Raw genomic sequence first — 16,700 nt, 5'->3', positions numbered from 1 at the left:
CACCGCCCATTATTCGAACGGGATACGGGTAGACCACATGTTTCTCGGCGCCAGTCATCCCCGAGGACACCGCATTTCTCGCCGCGGTTTCCTACCACTTCTTTCGCGCAGGGGAACTGTCACCTGTGGCGGAAGTTGACCTGAGAAAGGGCGCGTACGGCCTGAAGATTCGATGCCGTCGTATCGAAAATACTGGAGCGATCCTTCTCAATTTCACGAAGGAGCTTTGAGATTCTCTTGCCGAACCCTAGGGTGGGTTCGACACAGTGGTCGGGAATGCCAAACAGTTTCATCAATCCGGAAACCTTGCCTTGCGTCGCCAGAACTATGACTGGCGTGCCGGCAGAAAGGGCCAGAATTGACAAGTGCATCCGCCCGGTTACGACCATGTCTGCTCTTCTTACAAGCGAAAGAACTTCACTAGGGGAGATCAGAGCTTCCACAACGTCGGCACGTCGGGCCATTGGGCTCTTTCTGCGCAGCTTCGAGATGGCAGCAATATCGTCTGCCTTAGAATGGCTCACGTGAGGCAGAAGCAGGCACCTGTATCCAAGCGCGTCAAGCGTTTGCAGGATGTGCTCGTATTCAGAATCCTGTTCAATTTTGCGGCCGATGAGTCCACTCACGTTCACAACGGCCAGCTTTTCGTCCTCGTTCCCTCCGGGTTCCCCAGAATTGTCCGGGCGAGCTGTTGAGCTATCGGTAGGGAACGCGAAAACAAGGTCTGCGGCTTGAACGACGCCCTCGATATTGTCTTTAACCAGACGTTCCAGTGAGTCCGGATCTCGCGGTAGGATACGTACTCCTGCGCGCCCAGCCTTCTGGGCTTGCCTGATTACTTCGGGATTAGCTTGGCCATTCCAGCTGAAGCCCAATATCCTGGCGGGAATTCCAGCCTCCTGAATTGTCCTCGCAAGGTTCCACTCGACCATGGAAGAATGGACGCCGTAGCCCCCATCCATGATGTCCGCCCCCATCACCGAAAAACTTTCAGCGCCGCGAATTGAACGTCCCATGGCCCAAATATCTCTATAATGACCAAAAAATTTAGAATATATCAGGTGGGGCAGTACGAGAAAAGCCACCTTGTTTTTATCGGCAATATCATCAGTGGAATAAGCATCAGGGGACTTGACGACGGCTATCACTTGCTGGGAAACGTTATTAACGAAGCTTTCGAACATGGCTTGATCGCCGATGTTTCCATCCCCGGGCGAGTTTAGAATTACGTGCTTTTCCAGTCGTTCGTGTTTTCCCGAAAGCGCCAGGTGGAGCACTGCGCGGTCGCCAAGCATCATTAGCCGAAGCGCCAATGGGTGTTGGAGGACGGATGAAGCCTTTGATCTGAGGCTCATAAGCGAACTAAAACCTTGGCGCCGAGTTGAGAATGTCGTCACTAGTTTCCTTTGATAGATGGTTTCGGTCGGATAAGTTGCCTCATGGTCATAAAAATTACTCTGAGATCCATCCTTGTCTGGGGAAATAGTAATGGAACTACAAGTCCAACAGACCATCCGATAGCCGAAGCGAGCACTGGTAGCTCAACGACACCAGTAAGTGGCATCAGAAGACCGCCCATTGTCGCAACAAGTCCGAGCCCAATGAAACGTAACCCTCCTGAGAGCGGTATTGCCGAGGGGACTCCCATCGTGCGCAACCAGAGGACTGAAATTGGCCAAGCTAAGATAAGGCCGGCGGTGTAGCCCCAAACCATCTCTTCGACTCCAAAGAAACCACCAACCAGGGTCAGCGACAAGACGATACTCTTGGTCAACAAGTTGTAACGTAAAAGTGATACTGTGCGATCCTTGGCGAGAAATACCCAGTAGGAGACGAATGTGGCTGCCTGGAACGTTATACCGACAGCCAGTATCTGGAGTAGAGGGCTGACCGATCCCCATTTATCGCCTAGAAGGAGATGGATAATTGGCGCCGAAAATACGACTAGGAATGACGAGCCAAGGGAAGCTGTGTAGCCCAGCAGTATTTGCATTATTCCAACGGCCCGATTGAAGGCGCTGTTGTCAGTAATTCGCACGAGCGTCGTGAGTGCAACGTTTGTTAGCGGGCCAAATACTTGATTGACGGGTATAGTGGCTATTTGGGAAGCGCGCGAATAGGAGCCCAAGGCGCTCGCCCCGTATGCATAGCCCATGAGAACGCTCGGAGCGTTGGCGCTTATGTAATTCAGGAACTGCGCGACTCCGAGATTTCCGCCATAGCGGAGGAATTTCCGTACCTGCCCATTTCTTCCTGGCATTCCTGGGTGCCATTCACTTACAAACATGCGACTAATGAGAAGAAGTAGGGCCGAAGTCAATTGCATGATAACGAGCGACCAATAGCCGGCGCCCAGTGAAGCGGCAGCGACTGCAGCACCGAGCGCGACCGCATTCGAAGAAATATCAGTTAGAGCTAGCGCCTTAAATCGGAGCGATCGGGTCAGCTCAACTTGGTACTGCGCCTGAATGCCATTTATTAAAAATACGGACGAAATCGCCAGTGTAATTGGAACGAGTCGGGAGTCGCCATAGAACAAGACCAATGGGTGACTGAGCAAAGCGGCAACGACGGCGAGACCGAGGCCCAGTGCAGAATTAATCCAAAAGAGATTATTCTTCTGGATCATCGATAGGGTTGGGGACTGAATACTGGCGGTGGTGATCCCAAAATCCCTCACCAGCTCAGCCATGCCCACCACTGCGGTAACCATTGCCACTAGGCCGAAGTCCTCTGGGGTCAGGAGACGGCCCAAGACCACTAGATTCAGCAGGAGTAGAACCATCTTGATGGCCTGGCCAGCAAGGGTGACCAGGCCACCTCTGGCGGCTCTGTGTGCCGTGGATGTCGTCATCGGACTAGGTGGTCGCTTTCTATAACAGCCTTAAGAATTCGCACGGTGGCCGGATTGGGGGCGAAGATGACACCTAGCAAGTCCGGCCAGACATTGTTGGCGAGCTCTTGCGAGTGAACACTTGCCAGCACAGTCCCGAGCCAAGTCTCCTGTGGTTTGGGGCGCCCGAGGTCTTACTCAACCGCCGGCCACTGCATCCCACTCGCATTGATTCACGACGCTCAGCGCGTCCGCATCTCGCTCTGCGGTGGCGATGTCACCGCCAGCTTGCTCCTAGTCGCGAAAGCGACTGGACGGGAAGCTCTTGGCCGCCTGTGCGCCATGATCCGTTAGTATTTCCTCGAACTCGCTATCGTTCCGAACATGGCTTCCCGCATCTTGAGGCACCGGCCGCGGTCTTCTGTCTGACTTCTCCAGCGTTTGGCCATTTGGTGAGGACTTCTGATCATGCCCGTAATACGCGTATGCATAAGCGTCGGGTCCTTTGGCGGGCAGCCGGTTAAGGACGACGCCCAACAGGTTTGCCCCAACCATTGCGAGGGAGCTGAGGGACTTCTCTAGATCCTGTCGACGAAGTTTCTGCGAGCCAGCCACGAGGACTACGCCGCCTACATGCTGGGAAAGGACCGCGGCGTCAGTTACGGGAAGAAGTGGTGGTGCATCAATTAAGACCGTGTCGAATGCCTGTTCCAAGCGATTGATAAGATCCTGCATTTCCTTCGATCCCAAGAGCTCGCTCGGGTTTGGCGGAACTTGGCCTGATGTAAGTACGTAAAGATTTTCGTTTCCCCAAGGCTGGAGCAAATCATTTACGTCGCTGGCGCCAACTAGTGCAGTTGTGAGGCCAGCATTGCGTTCGAGGCCCAGATACTCGTTCACCATCGGGCGTCTGAGATCAGCATCCACCAGGCACACAGTCTGACCGGCTTGAGCTAACGCTATGGCGAGGTTGGTTGCAGTAGTGCTCTTGCCTTCACCGGGTACTGAAGAAGTGATCAGTACAGTCTTGGCCTTCCCAGAGACATTGGCGAACTGCAGATTTGTCCGCAGCTGGCGGAACGACTCTGCGCGCGGGCTCTGTGCTCCCGTCTGTGTCAGCAGTGGCTTCTTCGTCGCATCCTGGTCAAAAGATATACCTCCAAGGAGGGGTGCGTTTGTTACCTGGCGCAGGTCCGCTTCGCTCCGGATACGGCTATCCATGGTGCTCCGCAGAATAGACGCGGCGACACCAATAGCGAGTCCGAGTAGCAGTCCGAGGAGAAGATTCAGTTTGGTATTGGGCGAAGAGGGAGTCACTGGTGCTACGGCAGGCTTGATAACCGAAAGGCTGACTGGCGATGTCCCGCCCGTTCGCGGTTTCTCCAATGTGTCGACAACCTTGATCAAGCTGTTGGCCACCGCTTGGGACACTGCGGCAGCTTGCACTGCGGAGGTGTCCGAAACCGAAATGTTGATCAGAACGGTGCTTGTCTCTGTGCTGGTTTTGACATTGGCGGCAAGTTCGTCGGCTGTGACCTGAAGACCAAGCGAGTCAATTGCTGGCTGGAGTACGGCGGGCGATCCAACTATCTTTACGTACGACTGAACCCGAGCCTGACTGAAGTTGTTGCCGAGCTGAAGTTCTTGGGCGGACCCGGAGCTTTGAATAGCCACAAATAGTTGCGTCTCTGCTGTGTAGATCGGTTTGGTCAAAACGGATGCAGCTCCGCCGATGAGGACACCGATCAACGTTGACGCAATTATGAGCATCCAATGCCGTCGTATTAAGCGCAGATAATCGCGTAAGTCCAAACCGGGGTCCCCCTGTGTCGATTGCCGGGGCACCCCAACGGCGTGCCACCAGAACGGCAGTATTCGTGCGGTCCCGCCAATTGTACCCGTCATTTGGGCGTGCAATTGGTCCAGGCAGGCGTCCTGCCGATCTGACCTGCATGTGTTCAAGCTCAGGGAGTGCATTGCGGCAGTACGGAGACTCGCGCCGCACGTAAGTTCCCCTCCAAGGGCAGACCCAGGCGCCGTTCCTACCGCGTATCCACATCCTCAAACACCAGGAACGTTTGCGTGTCCAGCACCCCGGGCATGGACTGCAGTTGGTCGAAGATCACCCGGCGCAGATCGACGTTGTCCACGGCCCGCACCAGCAGGATGACGTCAAAGTCCCCGCCCACCAGGGCGATGTGGTGCACCTCGGGGATGGCGCGCAGAAGCTCCCGTAGTTCCCGCCAGGAATGCTGCCGGACCTTCAGAGTCACATAGGCCGAGGATTTCAGGCCAGCCTTGATTGGATCCACCAGCGCCGTGAACTTGGTCAGGACCCCTTCGCCGGTCAGCCGGGCAATCCGCGTGTAGGCGTGGGCGCGCGAGATGTGGACGTTCTCCGCGACCTGCGTGACGGACATCCGGCCGTCCCGGGTCAGCTCCGCAATGATGTTCCGGTCCACATCATCCAGCGGCACCGCCGTCTGGTCCGCCTCAGGCTCAGCCATTTGTCCACAACCTCCCCCGGTAATCCAGCTGACACTTACGATTCGTCTTCCAGAATAGGACAATTTTCTCGACTTCTCCACGATTCGCGGCGGAGCTGGATACGAAACATCGTCCAGCGCCATACTTGGAACGAATAGTGGCTACAGAAGGACGGACCAATGACGATCTCCGCAGACCACACTGCGCAGCACCCGGCAGCCGAGGACCAGGCACCCGGCGCCGCAGCACCCGGCAACGCGCCGGAAGACGCCGCAAGCGAGGCCGTGCGCAAGTTCGGCATCACGGTCGAGGACTACATGCTGCCGGCCCGGCACCAGATCCAGATGGTCGGCCCGGACGGCACCCTGAACCCCCACACCGAACAGGGCACCCAGCCCGGCCACGAATACACGCTCCCCGGCGACGCGGAACTGATGGCCGCCTACGAGCAGCTGGTCGTCGGACGCCGCGTCAATGACCAGAACTCCGCCCTCGTCCGGCAGGGCCGCATGGCCGTCTACCCGTCCAGCCACGGCCAGGAGGCCTGCCAGGCAGCCGCCGCCCTCTGCCTGTCCGAGGGCGACTGGATGTTCCCCACCTACCGCGACTCCGTGGCCGTGATGGCCCGCGGGGTCGACCCCGTCCAGACCATGACGCTGTTCCGCGGCGACTGGCACGGCGGCTACGACCCCGCCAAGCACAAGGTCGGCATCCAGTGCACCCCGCTGACCACCCAGCTGCTGCACGGAGTCGGCGTCGCCCACGCCGCCAAACTGCGCGGCGAGGACACCGTCGTCCTGGCCATGTGCGGGGACGGCGCCACGAGTGAGGGTGACTTCCACGAGGCCCTGAACTTCGCCGCGGTGTTCCACTTGCCGGTGGTGTTCTTTGTCCAGAACAACCAGTACGCGATCTCCGTGCCGCTCGCGCATCAGTCCGTCGCGCCGTCGCTCGCCCACAAGGCCGTGGGCTACGGCATGGCCGGGGAACGGGTGGACGGCAATGACATCGTCGCCCTCCTCGCCGTGCTGGGCCGTGCCGTCCGGCTCGCCCGCGAAGGCTCCGGCCCGCTGCTTGTGGAGGCCCACACCTACCGCATGCAGGCCCACACCAACGCCGACGACGCCACCCGCTACCGCCAGGACAGCGAAGTTGCCGAATGGGTGGCCAAGGATCCGCTGAGCCGGATGAAGACCTACCTGACGGGCCGCGGTCTGCTCGACGACGCACGCGCCGCCGGGATCGCGGAGAAGGCCGAGGCCGTTGCCACCCAGCTACGCGAGGGCCTGAGCGAGGAAGTTCCGGTGGAACCGCAGGATCTTTTCAAGTACGTCTTCTCCACCCCCACGCCCCAGCTGAAGGAACAGTCCGCCATGCTCGCTGACGAACTCGCCCGCGACGCCGCATCGAAGACAGAGGCCGCACGATGAGCCCCACCATCACCACCTCGTCCGAGACCAACGGCAACGTCAGCGCCGCCACCGCTCGCGCCGCCGCCAAGGCCGCAGTTGCAGCCGAACAAACCGGACCGCAGACCGTCACCCTCGCCAAGGCCCTGAACACAGCGATGGCCGACGCCATGCACGCGGATCCCTCGGTCCTGGTCTTCGGCGAGGACGTCGGCATGCTCGGCGGCGTCTTCCGGATCACCGACGGGCTCACCAAAACCTTCGGCAAGAGCCGCTGCTTCGACACCCCGCTCGCCGAGTCCGGCATCGTCGGCATGGCCGTCGGCATGGCGATGAACGGCATGCGCCCGGTCATCGAGATGCAGTTCGACGCCTTCGCTTACCCGGCCTTCGAACAGATCGTCAGCCACGTCGCCAAGATGCACAACCGCACCAAGGGCGCCGTGAAGCTTCCCATGGTCATCCGGGTGCCCTACGCCGGCGGGATCGGGGGAGTGGAGCACCACTGCGACTCCTCCGAGGCCTACTATGCCCACACCGCCGGTCTCAAGGTCTTCACGCCGGCCACCGTCGCCGACGGCTACCGGATGCTCCGCGAGGCCATCGACTCCGATGACCCCGTGATGTTCATGGAGCCCAAGAAACTGTACTGGTCCAAGGACCAGGTGGACCTGGACGCACTCCGCGCCGAACACACCGAGAACACCGAACGCGGGACCTCCTCCGAAGGCCGCGCCGCCGTCGCCCGCGCCGGCACCGACGCGACACTGATCGCCTACGGGCCTTCCGTCCCCACAGCACTTGCCGCCGCCGCGGCGGCCGCCGAGGAGGGACGCTCGCTGGAAGTGATCGACGTCCGCTCGATCGTGCCGTTCGATGATGAGACGGTCTGCGCCTCGGTCCGCAAGACCGGCCGCGCCGTGGTTATCGCCGAGGCCCATGGCTTCGCCTCAGTGGCCTCGGAGATCGTCGCCCGGGTCCAGGAACGCTGTTTCCACCACCTGGCCGCGCCGATCCGCCGCGTCACCGGCTTCGACATCCCATACCCGGCGCCCAAGCTCGAGCACTACTACCTTCCCGGCGTGGACCGCATCCTCGACGCCGTTGACGACCTCCAGTGGGAAGACTGACCATGAGCGAACCGAAAGTATTCCTCCTCCCGGACCTCGGCGAGGGACTCACCGAAGCCGAACTCGTGAACTGGCTCGTGGCCGTGGGCGACGAAATCCGCGTCGACCAGCCCATCGCCGAGGTCGAGACGGCCAAATCCATGGTGGAGGTGCCCTCCCCGTACGCCGGCACCGTCGCCGTGCTGCACGGCGAGCCCGGCCAGACCCTCGAAGTCGGCAAGCCGCTGATCTCCGTGACGCCGGCCGGTGCCCCGGCGGTTGCGGCTGCCGCGGAAACCCCAACCTCGGAGGTTGAGCCGGCCGAAACTGCTGAAATTGCGGCCGGGGTGTATCGCGAGGAGGAGAAAGCCGGGTCGGGGAACGTCCTGATCGGGTACGGGACGCCGGGCGGGCACGGGGTTGCCCGCAGGACGCGGCCACGGAAGTCCCCGGCCGGGACTGCGGTGGTTGAGCCGGTAGCCCGGGTGTCCGCGGCCGGCAAGGCTGCCGATGACCTTCTGCTGATGCGGACCCGGGTGCCCGGGAAACTGGGGGCTGTCATTTCACCGCTGGTCCGACGGATGGCTCGGGACCACGGGGTTGATCTGGGCGAGCTCCAGGGCTCCGGGGCAAGCGGGCTGATCATGCGCCGCGATGTCGAGGCGGTCATCAAGCCTTCGGCGCTTGAGCGCCCGGCGGCAGAGCCCGCCGAAACCTCGCAGGTCCTGGCCCCCGGCGACACCGACGCCCGCACCGGGCTCGGCATCACCGGGCGGACCGCCGTCCGCGGCGTGCGGAAGGCCGTCGCGGCGAACATGACACGCAGCCGCTCCGAAATCCCGGAAGCCACGGTTTGGGTCGATGTCGACGCCACCGCCCTCGTGGAGATGCGCGCCGCCCTGAAAAAAGCCGACCCGCACCACACCCCGGGCCTGCTGGCCTTCATCGCCCGCTTCGTCACCGCCGGGCTGAAGAAATTCCCGGAGCTGAACACCCGGATCATCACCACCGAGGAGGCCACCGGCGGAGCGTCCCAAGAGATTGTCGCCTTCGACGGGGTCAACCTCGGCTTCGCGGCCCAGACCGACCGCGGCCTGATGGTGCCGTCGGTGCGCAACGCGGACAAACTCAGCGCCCGCGAATTGGACGCGGAAATCCGCCGACTCACCGCCGTCGTCCGCGACGGCAAAGCCAGCCCGGCGGAGCTCGGCAGCGGCACCTTCACGCTGAACAACTATGGTGTGTTCGGGGTGGACGGCTCCGCCGCGATCATCAACCACCCAGAGGTGGGCATCCTCGGCGTCGGGCGCATTATCGACAAGCCCTGGGTGGTCAACGGCGAGCTGGCCGTGCGCAAAGTCACCGAGCTGACCCTCACCTTCGACCACCGCGTCTGCGACGGCGGCACAGCCGGCGGCTTCCTGCGCTACGTGGCCGACGCGATCGAGAACCCGGGGTCGGTGCTGGCGGACATGTGACATGTGAGAGCGGGCCCGGCTCCAGTGGATTTGGCGGGTGGCATAGTGACTGAATGTCGAGCTTTCGCCGTGCTTGGAGGTTCCGAGTCAGCCTGGCGTGCGCCGATTAGTTCCAACTATCATCCCGGCAGTGCGAATGTAAGGGGTCCCTGGCTCGGCCTGAGGACATTAACCGGCCGAGACTGACGACCGCTTATGCTTGGGGGCATGAAACGGATGATCAAGCAGCTACTTCCTGCCCCGATGCTCAGCTATGCACTCGGCGTGAAAACGCGCCTGACCCAGCGACGGGAATCCATTCTGGATCGGAGGCGGTACGAGCGGTTTTCTGCTCCGGACGACAGTGCAGCTAGTGTGCGACTGTCCGACCGGCAACTGGAGACCCAGTTGACTAAGGACTACCACCGGGTTGAGAAGGGTCTGGCGCTCAACGATCCACGGCGACCCTTCGGTGCCGCAGTCTTAGGCCGGCTTGACATGTTACTCCCCCTAGCCGATGCCCGGGGCGTTGATGACGAATATGTAGCTTATGCCCGCTCCGCCCGTGTTGCCCTGCTGGATTGGAATGAGTCGGGCGCTGTTTCTGCCGAGGTCAGCCCGGTCCGAGATGATGTGGAACGCGAGATCGGTGCAGAAGGTTTCTTTGCTTCCCGGCGCAGCATCCGTGATTTCGATCCCCGTCCCGTTCCCGAGGGATTACTCACCGAGGCTGTCCGGCTTGCCATTCATACCCCGTCAGTTTGTAACCGGCAATCCTGGCGCGTTCGCTTTTACACCGACGCCGACGATAAGGCTTCGGTCCTAAGCTACCAGAACGGCAATGCAGGGATCGGCGACGTGCCCGTCGTGGCGCTAGTCACCGTCGATGCACGTCTGTCTGCTGGGGTGGGCGAACGTAACCAGCCCTGGATCGAGGGCGGGTTGTTTTCGATGAGCCTCGTATGGGCACTGCACAGCTTGGGCGTCGATAGTTGCATGCTGAACATGAGCCAGCCGAATAATGTTACGACGGCGCTGCGTGCCAAAATGGGCATCCCCGAGTACGAGCTAATCATCATGCAGATAGCAGTCGGTTATGGGCGTGACGGACACCGTGTGGCACGCTCGCCCCGCCGCGCAACGAGTGAAGTAATGATCAAGCAGAAGAAGGCATAGACCCAAAAATGCTTGAGTAGCTACGCGGAGTCGGTCTAGACGACCCTTCTACGGTGGTGAGTCAAGCCATAAGTGTCTGAAGCTGGCGGAAGATATGTCTGGCGATGAAGCGTTTGAGGCAACGGCGGATTTCCCGTGGACTCTTGCCTTCTGCAGTGCTCTGGGCTGCTGCGGGGATTTCGGACAGCGGAATTAGTGGATTCTTCTACGCTGCCAAGGCTGGCTGTTGATAACCATAGTGGACTTCGTTGGGCCGGCGGTAACCGAGCGCGGAGTGACGGCGCCGGCTGTTGTAAAACCCCTCGATGTAGCGGATGAGATCGCTCCGGGCTTGTGATTTGGTCGCGTAAACGGTCCGGTAGACACGCTCGTTTTTCAGGGCGGAGAAGAACGATTCGGCCATGCTGTTATCCCAGCACACGCCGGTGCGTCCCATCGAGGAGCGCATACCGAGGCCGGCCACCAGGGCCCTGAAATCCGTCGAGGTATAGACGCTGCCCCGGTCGGAGTGCCAGATCGCGGACGGCTCGATCCGGGTTGTCGCGGCGGCGTTCCTAAGCGCATCGGTCACGAGCTCGGTGCGCATGTGATCGGCGATGGACCAGCCGACGACTTTCTTTGAGTAGCAGTCGATGACGGTGGCGAGATAGACGAACCCTTGCCAGGTGTGGATGTAGGTGATGTCGCCGACGAACTTCACTCCGGGGCGGTCGGCGGTGAAATCCCGGTTGACGAGGTCGGGCATGCCCGCGGCGGCCTCAGCGTCAGCCTCGGTGGTGATGCGGAACGGGCGTGGCTGACAGGCCACCAGACCCTGGTGGCGCATGATCTGCCGCACCAGCTCGGGAGAGCACTCGGTCTGTTCCGCGGCGAGATCGGCGTGGATGCGCCGGTACCCGTAGGTGCCCTCGGACTCCTCGAAGAAGTGCTGGATCCGCGCTGTCAGGGCCTGCCGGCGCCCCGAGGTGGCAGATTGCGGACGGGTGGCCCAGTGATAGAAACCGGAGGTTGAGACGGCCAGCCAGCGGCACATTTTCACCACCGAGTTTAGATTGGCGGGCTCAGCTTTTTGGGAATCGATGAATTCATACTTGCTCACTACCGCTGCTCCCGCGCGAAGTAAGCGCTGGCTTTTTTCAGGAAGGCAGTCTCCGCCCGCAGCTCTTGAACTTCACGCTCGAGCTCCTTCAGCCGGGCCCGTTCCGAGACCGTCAGATCCACCTCCGTGCCGCCGTTGGCCTCGCGGTACTTGACCAGCCAGTTGCGGAGCGTCTCGGGCCCGACACCGTAGGCGGTGGCCACGTCCTTGATCGGCTTGGACGTGGTGATCACCTCGCGGCACAGCTCGTCCTTGAACTCCTGGGGAAAACGCTTGCGTGATGCGGTCATGCTGATCTCTACTTTCGGTAGACCCCCATTTTAAGGGGGCCCACTGTCCGAGATCTCCGCGGCAGCCCACTCGATGTAGGCTCGGGTGTCGGGGTCTGTGAGGCTTCGGGTCCGGGCGACGACGTCCATTGCGCGGTTGAGTTGCCGGTCCCCAAAGCGGTTGAGCCGTTATCGGTTCGTGTTGCCCGAGGATGCCGGGATGGGGCTGGCGCCGGCGAGGGCTGCGAAGGCCGCTTCCGAGCGGACCCGGCCGTGGTGCGAGTACGCGGCGAGGATGATCGCAGCGGTCACCGGGCCCACCCCGTGGATGTCCAGGATTTCCGGGGCCATGAGCTCGACATGCTCGGCCAGGGCCCGCTGGTTGTCTTCCAGCTCCGTGCCGAGGGCGATGAAGGCGGACGCGAGGCGCCGCGCCTCGGCCCGTGCGACGGCGGCGGCAGCACCGTCTCCCTGTCTGGCCCGCCAGCCTTGGACCGTCGCGATTTGGGCAGCGGTCAGCGGGGAGCATGCGTCGATTCCAAGATCGAGGGTCCGTACCAGGGCGGTCAGCGCGTTGCGCGCACCCGTTCGCTGGGTGTCCATCGAGCGCCGGGCGGCCAGGAGGATCCGCAGCGCTTCCCTGAAGCCCTCGGCCCGGGGGCTGACGAGTTTGGTCGTGGCCGTTCCCAGGACGGTCCGGGTGGCTGTGACGGCGTCGATCGCGTCGGTTTTCCCGTGTGCGCTGCGGGATTGCCGCCGGGGCGGTCTGGCCTCGCAGACGGCGAAGCATTCGACCTCGAGCAGGCGCGTCAGCCTTGCCCCGTAGGAGCTCGTCCCCTCGACCGCGACCAGGACGTTCCCGGTCGGGGTGCGGCGGCGGATCCATTCCACTGCCCGACTCATGCTTGCTCCGGTGGTAGGGAACGTGTCGGTCCCGATCACCGCGCCTGTGGCGGCGGCGAGCATCGAGAATGTGTGTGTCTTGGCGTGTGTATCCACGCCGACGACGTGTGTGTACTGCTCTGCGACTCTGGTCATTTGCTTGCTCCTGTCCGAAGAGGTCCAGTCGGAACCAGCCGGGAGAATCACCCTGAGGCAAATCTCTAAGGGTCACGCAGCACCACCGGGGCGAAGCGGACAGTCTTCTATCAAGCCACCGGTGTGGGCCGGCTGCTTCCGGGCCCGCCGGGCGGACAGGTCGTCTAAAAGACACCGCAGGTGGCGGGTCAGATATGAAGGGAGTCACGCCCGGCAGTCCCGGAAAGCAGTCTGCCAACCAACCTCGGGCTGGTCACTAACCATTAGAGAAATGAGGTAGCCGGGTTTTGGGGCTGGAACCTCCCTTTTCAAAGCAAGACGTGGGTTGCCTGACAGACTTGGCGGACAGGTAGAGCCACATTTGAAATTTGGAGGTTCCAGCTATGTTCGAGCGTACAAGCGTCGGCTTGGATGTCCATGCCCGTTCTGTTGCCGCGTGGTCAAGTCCATTTGCGTGGTGTAGCGGGGTTGTTGCGTGATTCTTGGGATTGCTTAGGCGCTGAGCGCCAGTTCGGGGTTGGTGTCCTCCTGTTCGGTGTTGGCCGCGGGCATGGTCCCGACGGTCTGTGATTGTTGGATGAGTTCGAGGCTGAGGTAGCGGCGGGCTTCGATCCATTCATCGTGCTGTTCGGCCAGGACGGCGCCGACGAGCCGGATCAGCGCGGCGCGGTCAGGGAAGATCCCGACGACGTCGGTGCGGCGCCGGATTTCCCGGTTGAGGCGTTCCTGCGGGTTGTTGGACCAGATCTGGCGCCAGAGGCCTTTGGGGAAGGGCATGAACGCGAGGATGTCCTCGCGGGCGGCTTCGAGGTGGTCCGCGACGCGGGGCAGCTTCTCAGCGAGGGCATCCAGGACCCGGTCGAACTGGGCCTGAACGCCGGCGGCGTCGGGCTGGTCGTAGACCGAGTGCAGGAGGGTTGTCACCCACGGCCAGGACGCCTTCGGCGTGGCGGCCATGAGGTTCGCCGCGTAGTGCGTGCGGCAGCGTTGCCAGGCTGCCCCGGGCAGGGTCGCGCCGATCGCGGCGACCAGCCCGGCGTGGGCGTCGGCGGTTACCAGCTTCACCCCGGTCAGGCCTCGGGCGGTCAGGTCCCGGAAGAAGCCCAGCCAGCCGGCGCCGTCCTCGGCGGAGGAGGCCTGGATGCCCAGGACCTCGCGGTGTTCGTCGGCGTTGACCCCGGTGGCGACCATGGCATGGACGTTGACGACGCGCCCGCCTTCGCGAACCTTGAGGACGAGGGCGTCGGCGGCCACGAACGTGTACGGGCCGGCGTCCAGCGGGCGGGTGCGGAACGCCTCGACCTGGCCGTCGAGGTCCGCGGCCATGACCGAGACCTGGGACTTCGAAAGCCGGGTGATCCCCAGGGTCTCGACGAGTTTTTCCATCCGCCGGGTACTCACCTCGAGCAGGTAGCAGGTCGCGACCACGGTCGTGAGTGCGGCCTCGGCCCGGCGGCGGCGCTCCAGCAGCCAGTCCGGGAAATACGAGCCCTGCCGGAGCTTGGGGATGGCGACGTCCAGGGTTCCGGTGCGGGTGTCGAAGTCCCGGTGCCGGTACCCGTTCCGGGAATTGCTGCGGGCCTCGGAGCGCGCACCATATTCGGCGCCGCAGACCGCGTCCGCTTCGGCGCTCATCAGCGCGTTGATAAAGGTCGTGAGCATGGATCGCATCAGATCCGGAGAGGCCTGCTCGAGCTGCTCGGACAGGAAACGGGCAGGGTCGATAACATGGGGTGCGGTCATCGCGTGGAAACTCCTTGAGAGAAGACTTTGGTCGGTCTTTCCAAGAATCACGCGATGGCCGCCTCACGTTCGGGAACAACACGCCCGGGGCCGGGGCGTTACACCACGCTAATGGGCACTACCTGCCGCGTGCGCCCTTGGATGCGCAGACCGGCGAAATCATTCCGCACCGGATGACTCCGGACCATACGGAGATTCTTGCCTGGATCGTGTCCCTTCCGTCCCCGGTACGCGTGGTCTACGAAGCCGGCACGACCGGTTTTGGGCTGGCCTGGTTCCTGCTGGCCGCCGGAGTCGACACTCTCGTCGCGACCCCGTCGAAACTCCAGCGTCCGTCGGGGGACCGGGTAATAACCGAGGCGAACGACGCACTACACCTGGCCCGGCTGCTCAAACTCGGCGAGATTACCGCGGTCCGGATCCCTTCCGCGGACCAAGAGGCAGCGCGGGACCTGGTCCGCGCCCGGGAAGACGCCAGAGGAGATCTCATGCGTTTCCGGCACCGGAAATACGATTGTCTACCGAGGTGCCGCTGCCCACATCACGGCCACGTACGCAAAGACATTGGCGCCCTTCCTCAATACGGAACTGACAGCGGCGCTGAAGTATCCGCTCATCCCAAGCAAATTTCGGCACCGGTCCTTCAGGCTTAGTGTTCCCTTCGGGACCTCGCTATCGGCACTGATGAGGCCGAGAGGCGGTTCTCCGCAAGTCATTGAACCTGGCCACGAGTGTGCGACGCGTTCGGTGCGGGGAGCGCTAACATTGAGCGCGGTAAAGAACTACACCGGTTGGTCTTCGCCGAGGCCAGGTCTCGCGATACATCTTCTAGTGTGTTGGTGGCCAATCGGCACTGAACTCGGGGTGCGACCCGGGCCAGCCATCGAGGGAAGAGTCGCGTTCCTGATTGGCGCCGGTGGAGTGGGTAGAATCGAGGCCTAAACATCGCAACAACAACGCCGGAATACGGAGATTTAATGTCACGATGGCTCGAGGTTGGCCCGGACAACTACGTCCTGACCACCCAAGGATCCCTGCTCAACACCGGGCTGGTTGTCGGCTCCGAACGCGCCATGGTGGTCGACACCGGCGGCGGACCGCGGCAGGGGCAGGAGATCCTTGACGCCGTGCGGGAAAAGACCCGGTCGCCGCTCGTCGTCGTCAACACGCACGCCCACTATGACCACTTTTTCGGCAACGCGGTGTTCGCCGACGCCGGAGTGACCGAGTTCTGGGCGCACGAGAACTGTGCCGCGGAGATCGAGGAGAACGGCGACAGCCAGCGCCGAGCCGTCGGGACGGATGAGCCGGAGATGGCTGCCGGCGAGGGCGTCAACGTGGAGCTCGTGGTGCCGAACGCAATCGTGAAGGACCAGCCTGTGCTGGTGGATCTTGGCGGGCAGAGTGTCACGCTCTTCTACCTTGGCCGCGGACACACGGACGGCGATCTCCTGGTCGGCACGGCCACCACCCTCTTCGCAGGGGACCTGGTGGAGCAGGGCTCACACCCGTCCTTCGAGGATTCCTACCCCGAAGAATGGGCGGACGTCCTGCGGCATGTCTCCGCGCTGCGTCACCGTTACGAATTCCTGATTCCCGGGCACGGGGAACCGTGCAGCGACCAGTTCGTCAAGACCATGGCCAACACCATGACGACGGCGGTGCGGCAGGCCACCCAGGCGACGCGGGAAACCCCGGATGATGCCACGAAGGCCATCCCGATCCTGCCCTATGGGCCGGAACAGTCCCGCTGGTTCATCAAGCGTCTGCAGGAAACCCGCGCGCACCACTGACTCGCGCAGAGCCCGCGGCGCGTCACATGGACAACTGCAGTGGCCCGTGAGTAACCTCGTGGAGGATCTGCAACCCAGGGTCCAATCCCGCTAGCGCTCAGCTCGCCCGGAGGATGGGGATCCCATGGCGCGCGTCAAATGATGACGCTGCTCTCAGGAGGTCTCACCTGTGACTCTGTCCGGATACGTTCTCGCCCTATGCGTTCTGTTGGGAAGCCTTGTGCTTCTCGCCACCCTTTCTTACGGGATCCTGCGCCTCAAACGCCGGCGGCAGACGTCCGCCCCTA

At 62.2% G+C, this 16,700-nt stretch carries 12 protein-coding genes and 1 pseudogene; 6 read left to right on the top strand and 7 right to left on the bottom strand.

The annotated features are described in order from the left end of the window. Positions 1 to 119: 119 nt before the first annotated feature. From ASPU41_RS01890 to ASPU41_RS01880, 4 genes are all read right to left on the bottom strand, one after another. Positions 120 to 1,298: a polysaccharide pyruvyl transferase family protein gene (locus ASPU41_RS01890; RefSeq protein ID WP_197515730.1), complete on the bottom strand. Its 1,179-nt coding sequence runs from the start codon at positions 1,296 to 1,298 to the stop codon at positions 120 to 122. Positions 1,299 to 1,396: 98 nt separating this feature from the next. Beyond that, positions 1,397 to 2,854: a lipopolysaccharide biosynthesis protein gene (locus ASPU41_RS01885; protein WP_069949473.1), complete on the bottom strand. Its 1,458-nt coding sequence runs from the start codon at positions 2,852 to 2,854 to the stop codon at positions 1,397 to 1,399. Positions 2,855 to 3,127: 273 nt separating this feature from the next. After that, positions 3,128 to 4,645 carry a polysaccharide biosynthesis tyrosine autokinase gene (locus tag ASPU41_RS21855; protein WP_083266652.1) on the bottom strand — a complete coding sequence of 506 codons (1,518 nt, stop codon included), beginning with the start codon at positions 4,643 to 4,645 and terminating at the stop codon, positions 3,128 to 3,130. Positions 4,646 to 4,875: 230 nt separating this feature from the next. Continuing rightward, positions 4,876 to 5,340, bottom strand: coding sequence for an Lrp/AsnC family transcriptional regulator (locus ASPU41_RS01880; RefSeq protein WP_069949472.1), 465 nt, complete (start codon positions 5,338 to 5,340; stop codon positions 4,876 to 4,878). A 159-nt stretch (positions 5,341 to 5,499) separates the two neighbouring features. Between ASPU41_RS01880 and ASPU41_RS01875 the strand changes: the two genes are divergently transcribed. The 4 genes from ASPU41_RS01875 to ASPU41_RS21850 all read left to right on the top strand — a co-directional run bounded on the left by ASPU41_RS01875 (position 5,500) and on the right by ASPU41_RS21850 (position 10,471). After that, entirely contained in the window at positions 5,500 to 6,750 is a 1,251-nt protein-coding gene (locus ASPU41_RS01875; RefSeq protein WP_069949471.1) for a thiamine pyrophosphate-dependent enzyme, read from the top strand. Beyond that, positions 6,747 to 7,859 carry an alpha-ketoacid dehydrogenase subunit beta gene (locus tag ASPU41_RS01870; protein WP_069949470.1) on the top strand — a complete coding sequence of 371 codons (1,113 nt, stop codon included), beginning with the start codon at positions 6,747 to 6,749 and terminating at the stop codon, positions 7,857 to 7,859. The genes ASPU41_RS01875 and ASPU41_RS01870 overlap by 4 nt, the downstream gene beginning before the upstream one ends. Before the next feature lie 2 nt (positions 7,860 to 7,861). Beyond that, positions 7,862 to 9,316: a dihydrolipoamide acetyltransferase family protein gene (locus ASPU41_RS01865; protein WP_069949469.1), complete on the top strand. Its 1,455-nt coding sequence runs from the start codon at positions 7,862 to 7,864 to the stop codon at positions 9,314 to 9,316. A 207-nt stretch (positions 9,317 to 9,523) separates the two neighbouring features. Beyond that, a complete protein-coding gene (locus ASPU41_RS21850) occupies positions 9,524 to 10,471 on the top strand; it encodes a nitroreductase family protein (RefSeq protein ID WP_197515729.1) in 948 nt (315 codons plus the stop codon). 205 nt (positions 10,472 to 10,676) lie between these two features. Here ASPU41_RS21850 and ASPU41_RS01855 read toward each other — a convergent pair. From ASPU41_RS01855 to ASPU41_RS01840, 3 genes are all read right to left on the bottom strand, one after another. Next, positions 10,677 to 11,860 (bottom strand): IS3 family transposase gene (locus tag ASPU41_RS01855; protein WP_157356898.1). Its coding sequence is split into 2 segments (ribosomal slippage): positions 10,677 to 11,599 and positions 11,599 to 11,860, totalling 1,185 coding nucleotides; the frame shifts between segments, so codons are not numbered across the junction. Between the two features lie 168 nt (positions 11,861 to 12,028). Then, positions 12,029 to 12,877, bottom strand: a complete 849-nt coding sequence (locus tag ASPU41_RS01845; RefSeq protein WP_069949466.1) for an IS110 family transposase — start codon at positions 12,875 to 12,877, stop codon at positions 12,029 to 12,031. A gap of 492 nt (positions 12,878 to 13,369) precedes the next feature. Beyond that, positions 13,370 to 14,620, bottom strand: coding sequence for an IS256 family transposase (locus tag ASPU41_RS01840; RefSeq protein WP_069949465.1), 1,251 nt, complete (start codon positions 14,618 to 14,620; stop codon positions 13,370 to 13,372). A gap of 122 nt (positions 14,621 to 14,742) precedes the next feature. On the opposite strand from ASPU41_RS01840, the pseudogene ASPU41_RS01835 reads away from it, so the two are divergent. Both ASPU41_RS01835 and ASPU41_RS01830 read left to right on the top strand, forming a co-directional pair. Then, a pseudogene (locus tag ASPU41_RS01835) lies at positions 14,743 to 15,126 on the top strand (IS110 family transposase); the annotation flags it as partial. Between the two features lie 471 nt (positions 15,127 to 15,597). Next, positions 15,598 to 16,413: an MBL fold metallo-hydrolase gene (locus ASPU41_RS01830; RefSeq protein WP_069949464.1), complete on the top strand. Its 816-nt coding sequence runs from the start codon at positions 15,598 to 15,600 to the stop codon at positions 16,411 to 16,413. Positions 16,414 to 16,700: the final 287 nt, after the last annotated feature.

The organism is Arthrobacter sp. U41 (assembly GCF_001750145.1).
GTDB lineage: Bacteria > Actinomycetota > Actinomycetes > Actinomycetales > Micrococcaceae > Arthrobacter.
The sequence above is the reverse complement of the archived record's forward strand: the minus strand, read 5'-3'. Positions and strand labels throughout refer to the sequence as shown.

Coding starts and splice junctions, on each gene's coding strand:
- ASPU41_RS01890 (WP_197515730.1), bottom strand. CDS start 1,298: ATGATGCTTGGCGACCGCGCAGTGCTCCACCTGGCGCTTTCGGGAAAA.
- ASPU41_RS01885 (WP_069949473.1), bottom strand. CDS start 2,854: ATGACGACATCCACGGCACACAGAGCCGCCAGAGGTGGCCTGGTCACC.
- ASPU41_RS01880 (WP_069949472.1), bottom strand. CDS start 5,340: ATGGCTGAGCCTGAGGCGGACCAGACGGCGGTGCCGCTGGATGATGTG.
- ASPU41_RS01875 (WP_069949471.1), top strand. CDS start 5,500: ATGACGATCTCCGCAGACCACACTGCGCAGCACCCGGCAGCCGAGGAC.
- ASPU41_RS01870 (WP_069949470.1), top strand. CDS start 6,747: ATGAGCCCCACCATCACCACCTCGTCCGAGACCAACGGCAACGTCAGC.
- ASPU41_RS01865 (WP_069949469.1), top strand. CDS start 7,862: ATGAGCGAACCGAAAGTATTCCTCCTCCCGGACCTCGGCGAGGGACTC.
- ASPU41_RS21850 (WP_197515729.1), top strand. CDS start 9,524: ATGAAACGGATGATCAAGCAGCTACTTCCTGCCCCGATGCTCAGCTAT.
- ASPU41_RS01845 (WP_069949466.1), bottom strand. CDS start 12,877: ATGACCAGAGTCGCAGAGCAGTACACACACGTCGTCGGCGTGGATACA.
- ASPU41_RS01840 (WP_069949465.1), bottom strand. CDS start 14,620: ATGACCGCACCCCATGTTATCGACCCTGCCCGTTTCCTGTCCGAGCAG.
- ASPU41_RS01830 (WP_069949464.1), top strand. CDS start 15,598: ATGTCACGATGGCTCGAGGTTGGCCCGGACAACTACGTCCTGACCACC.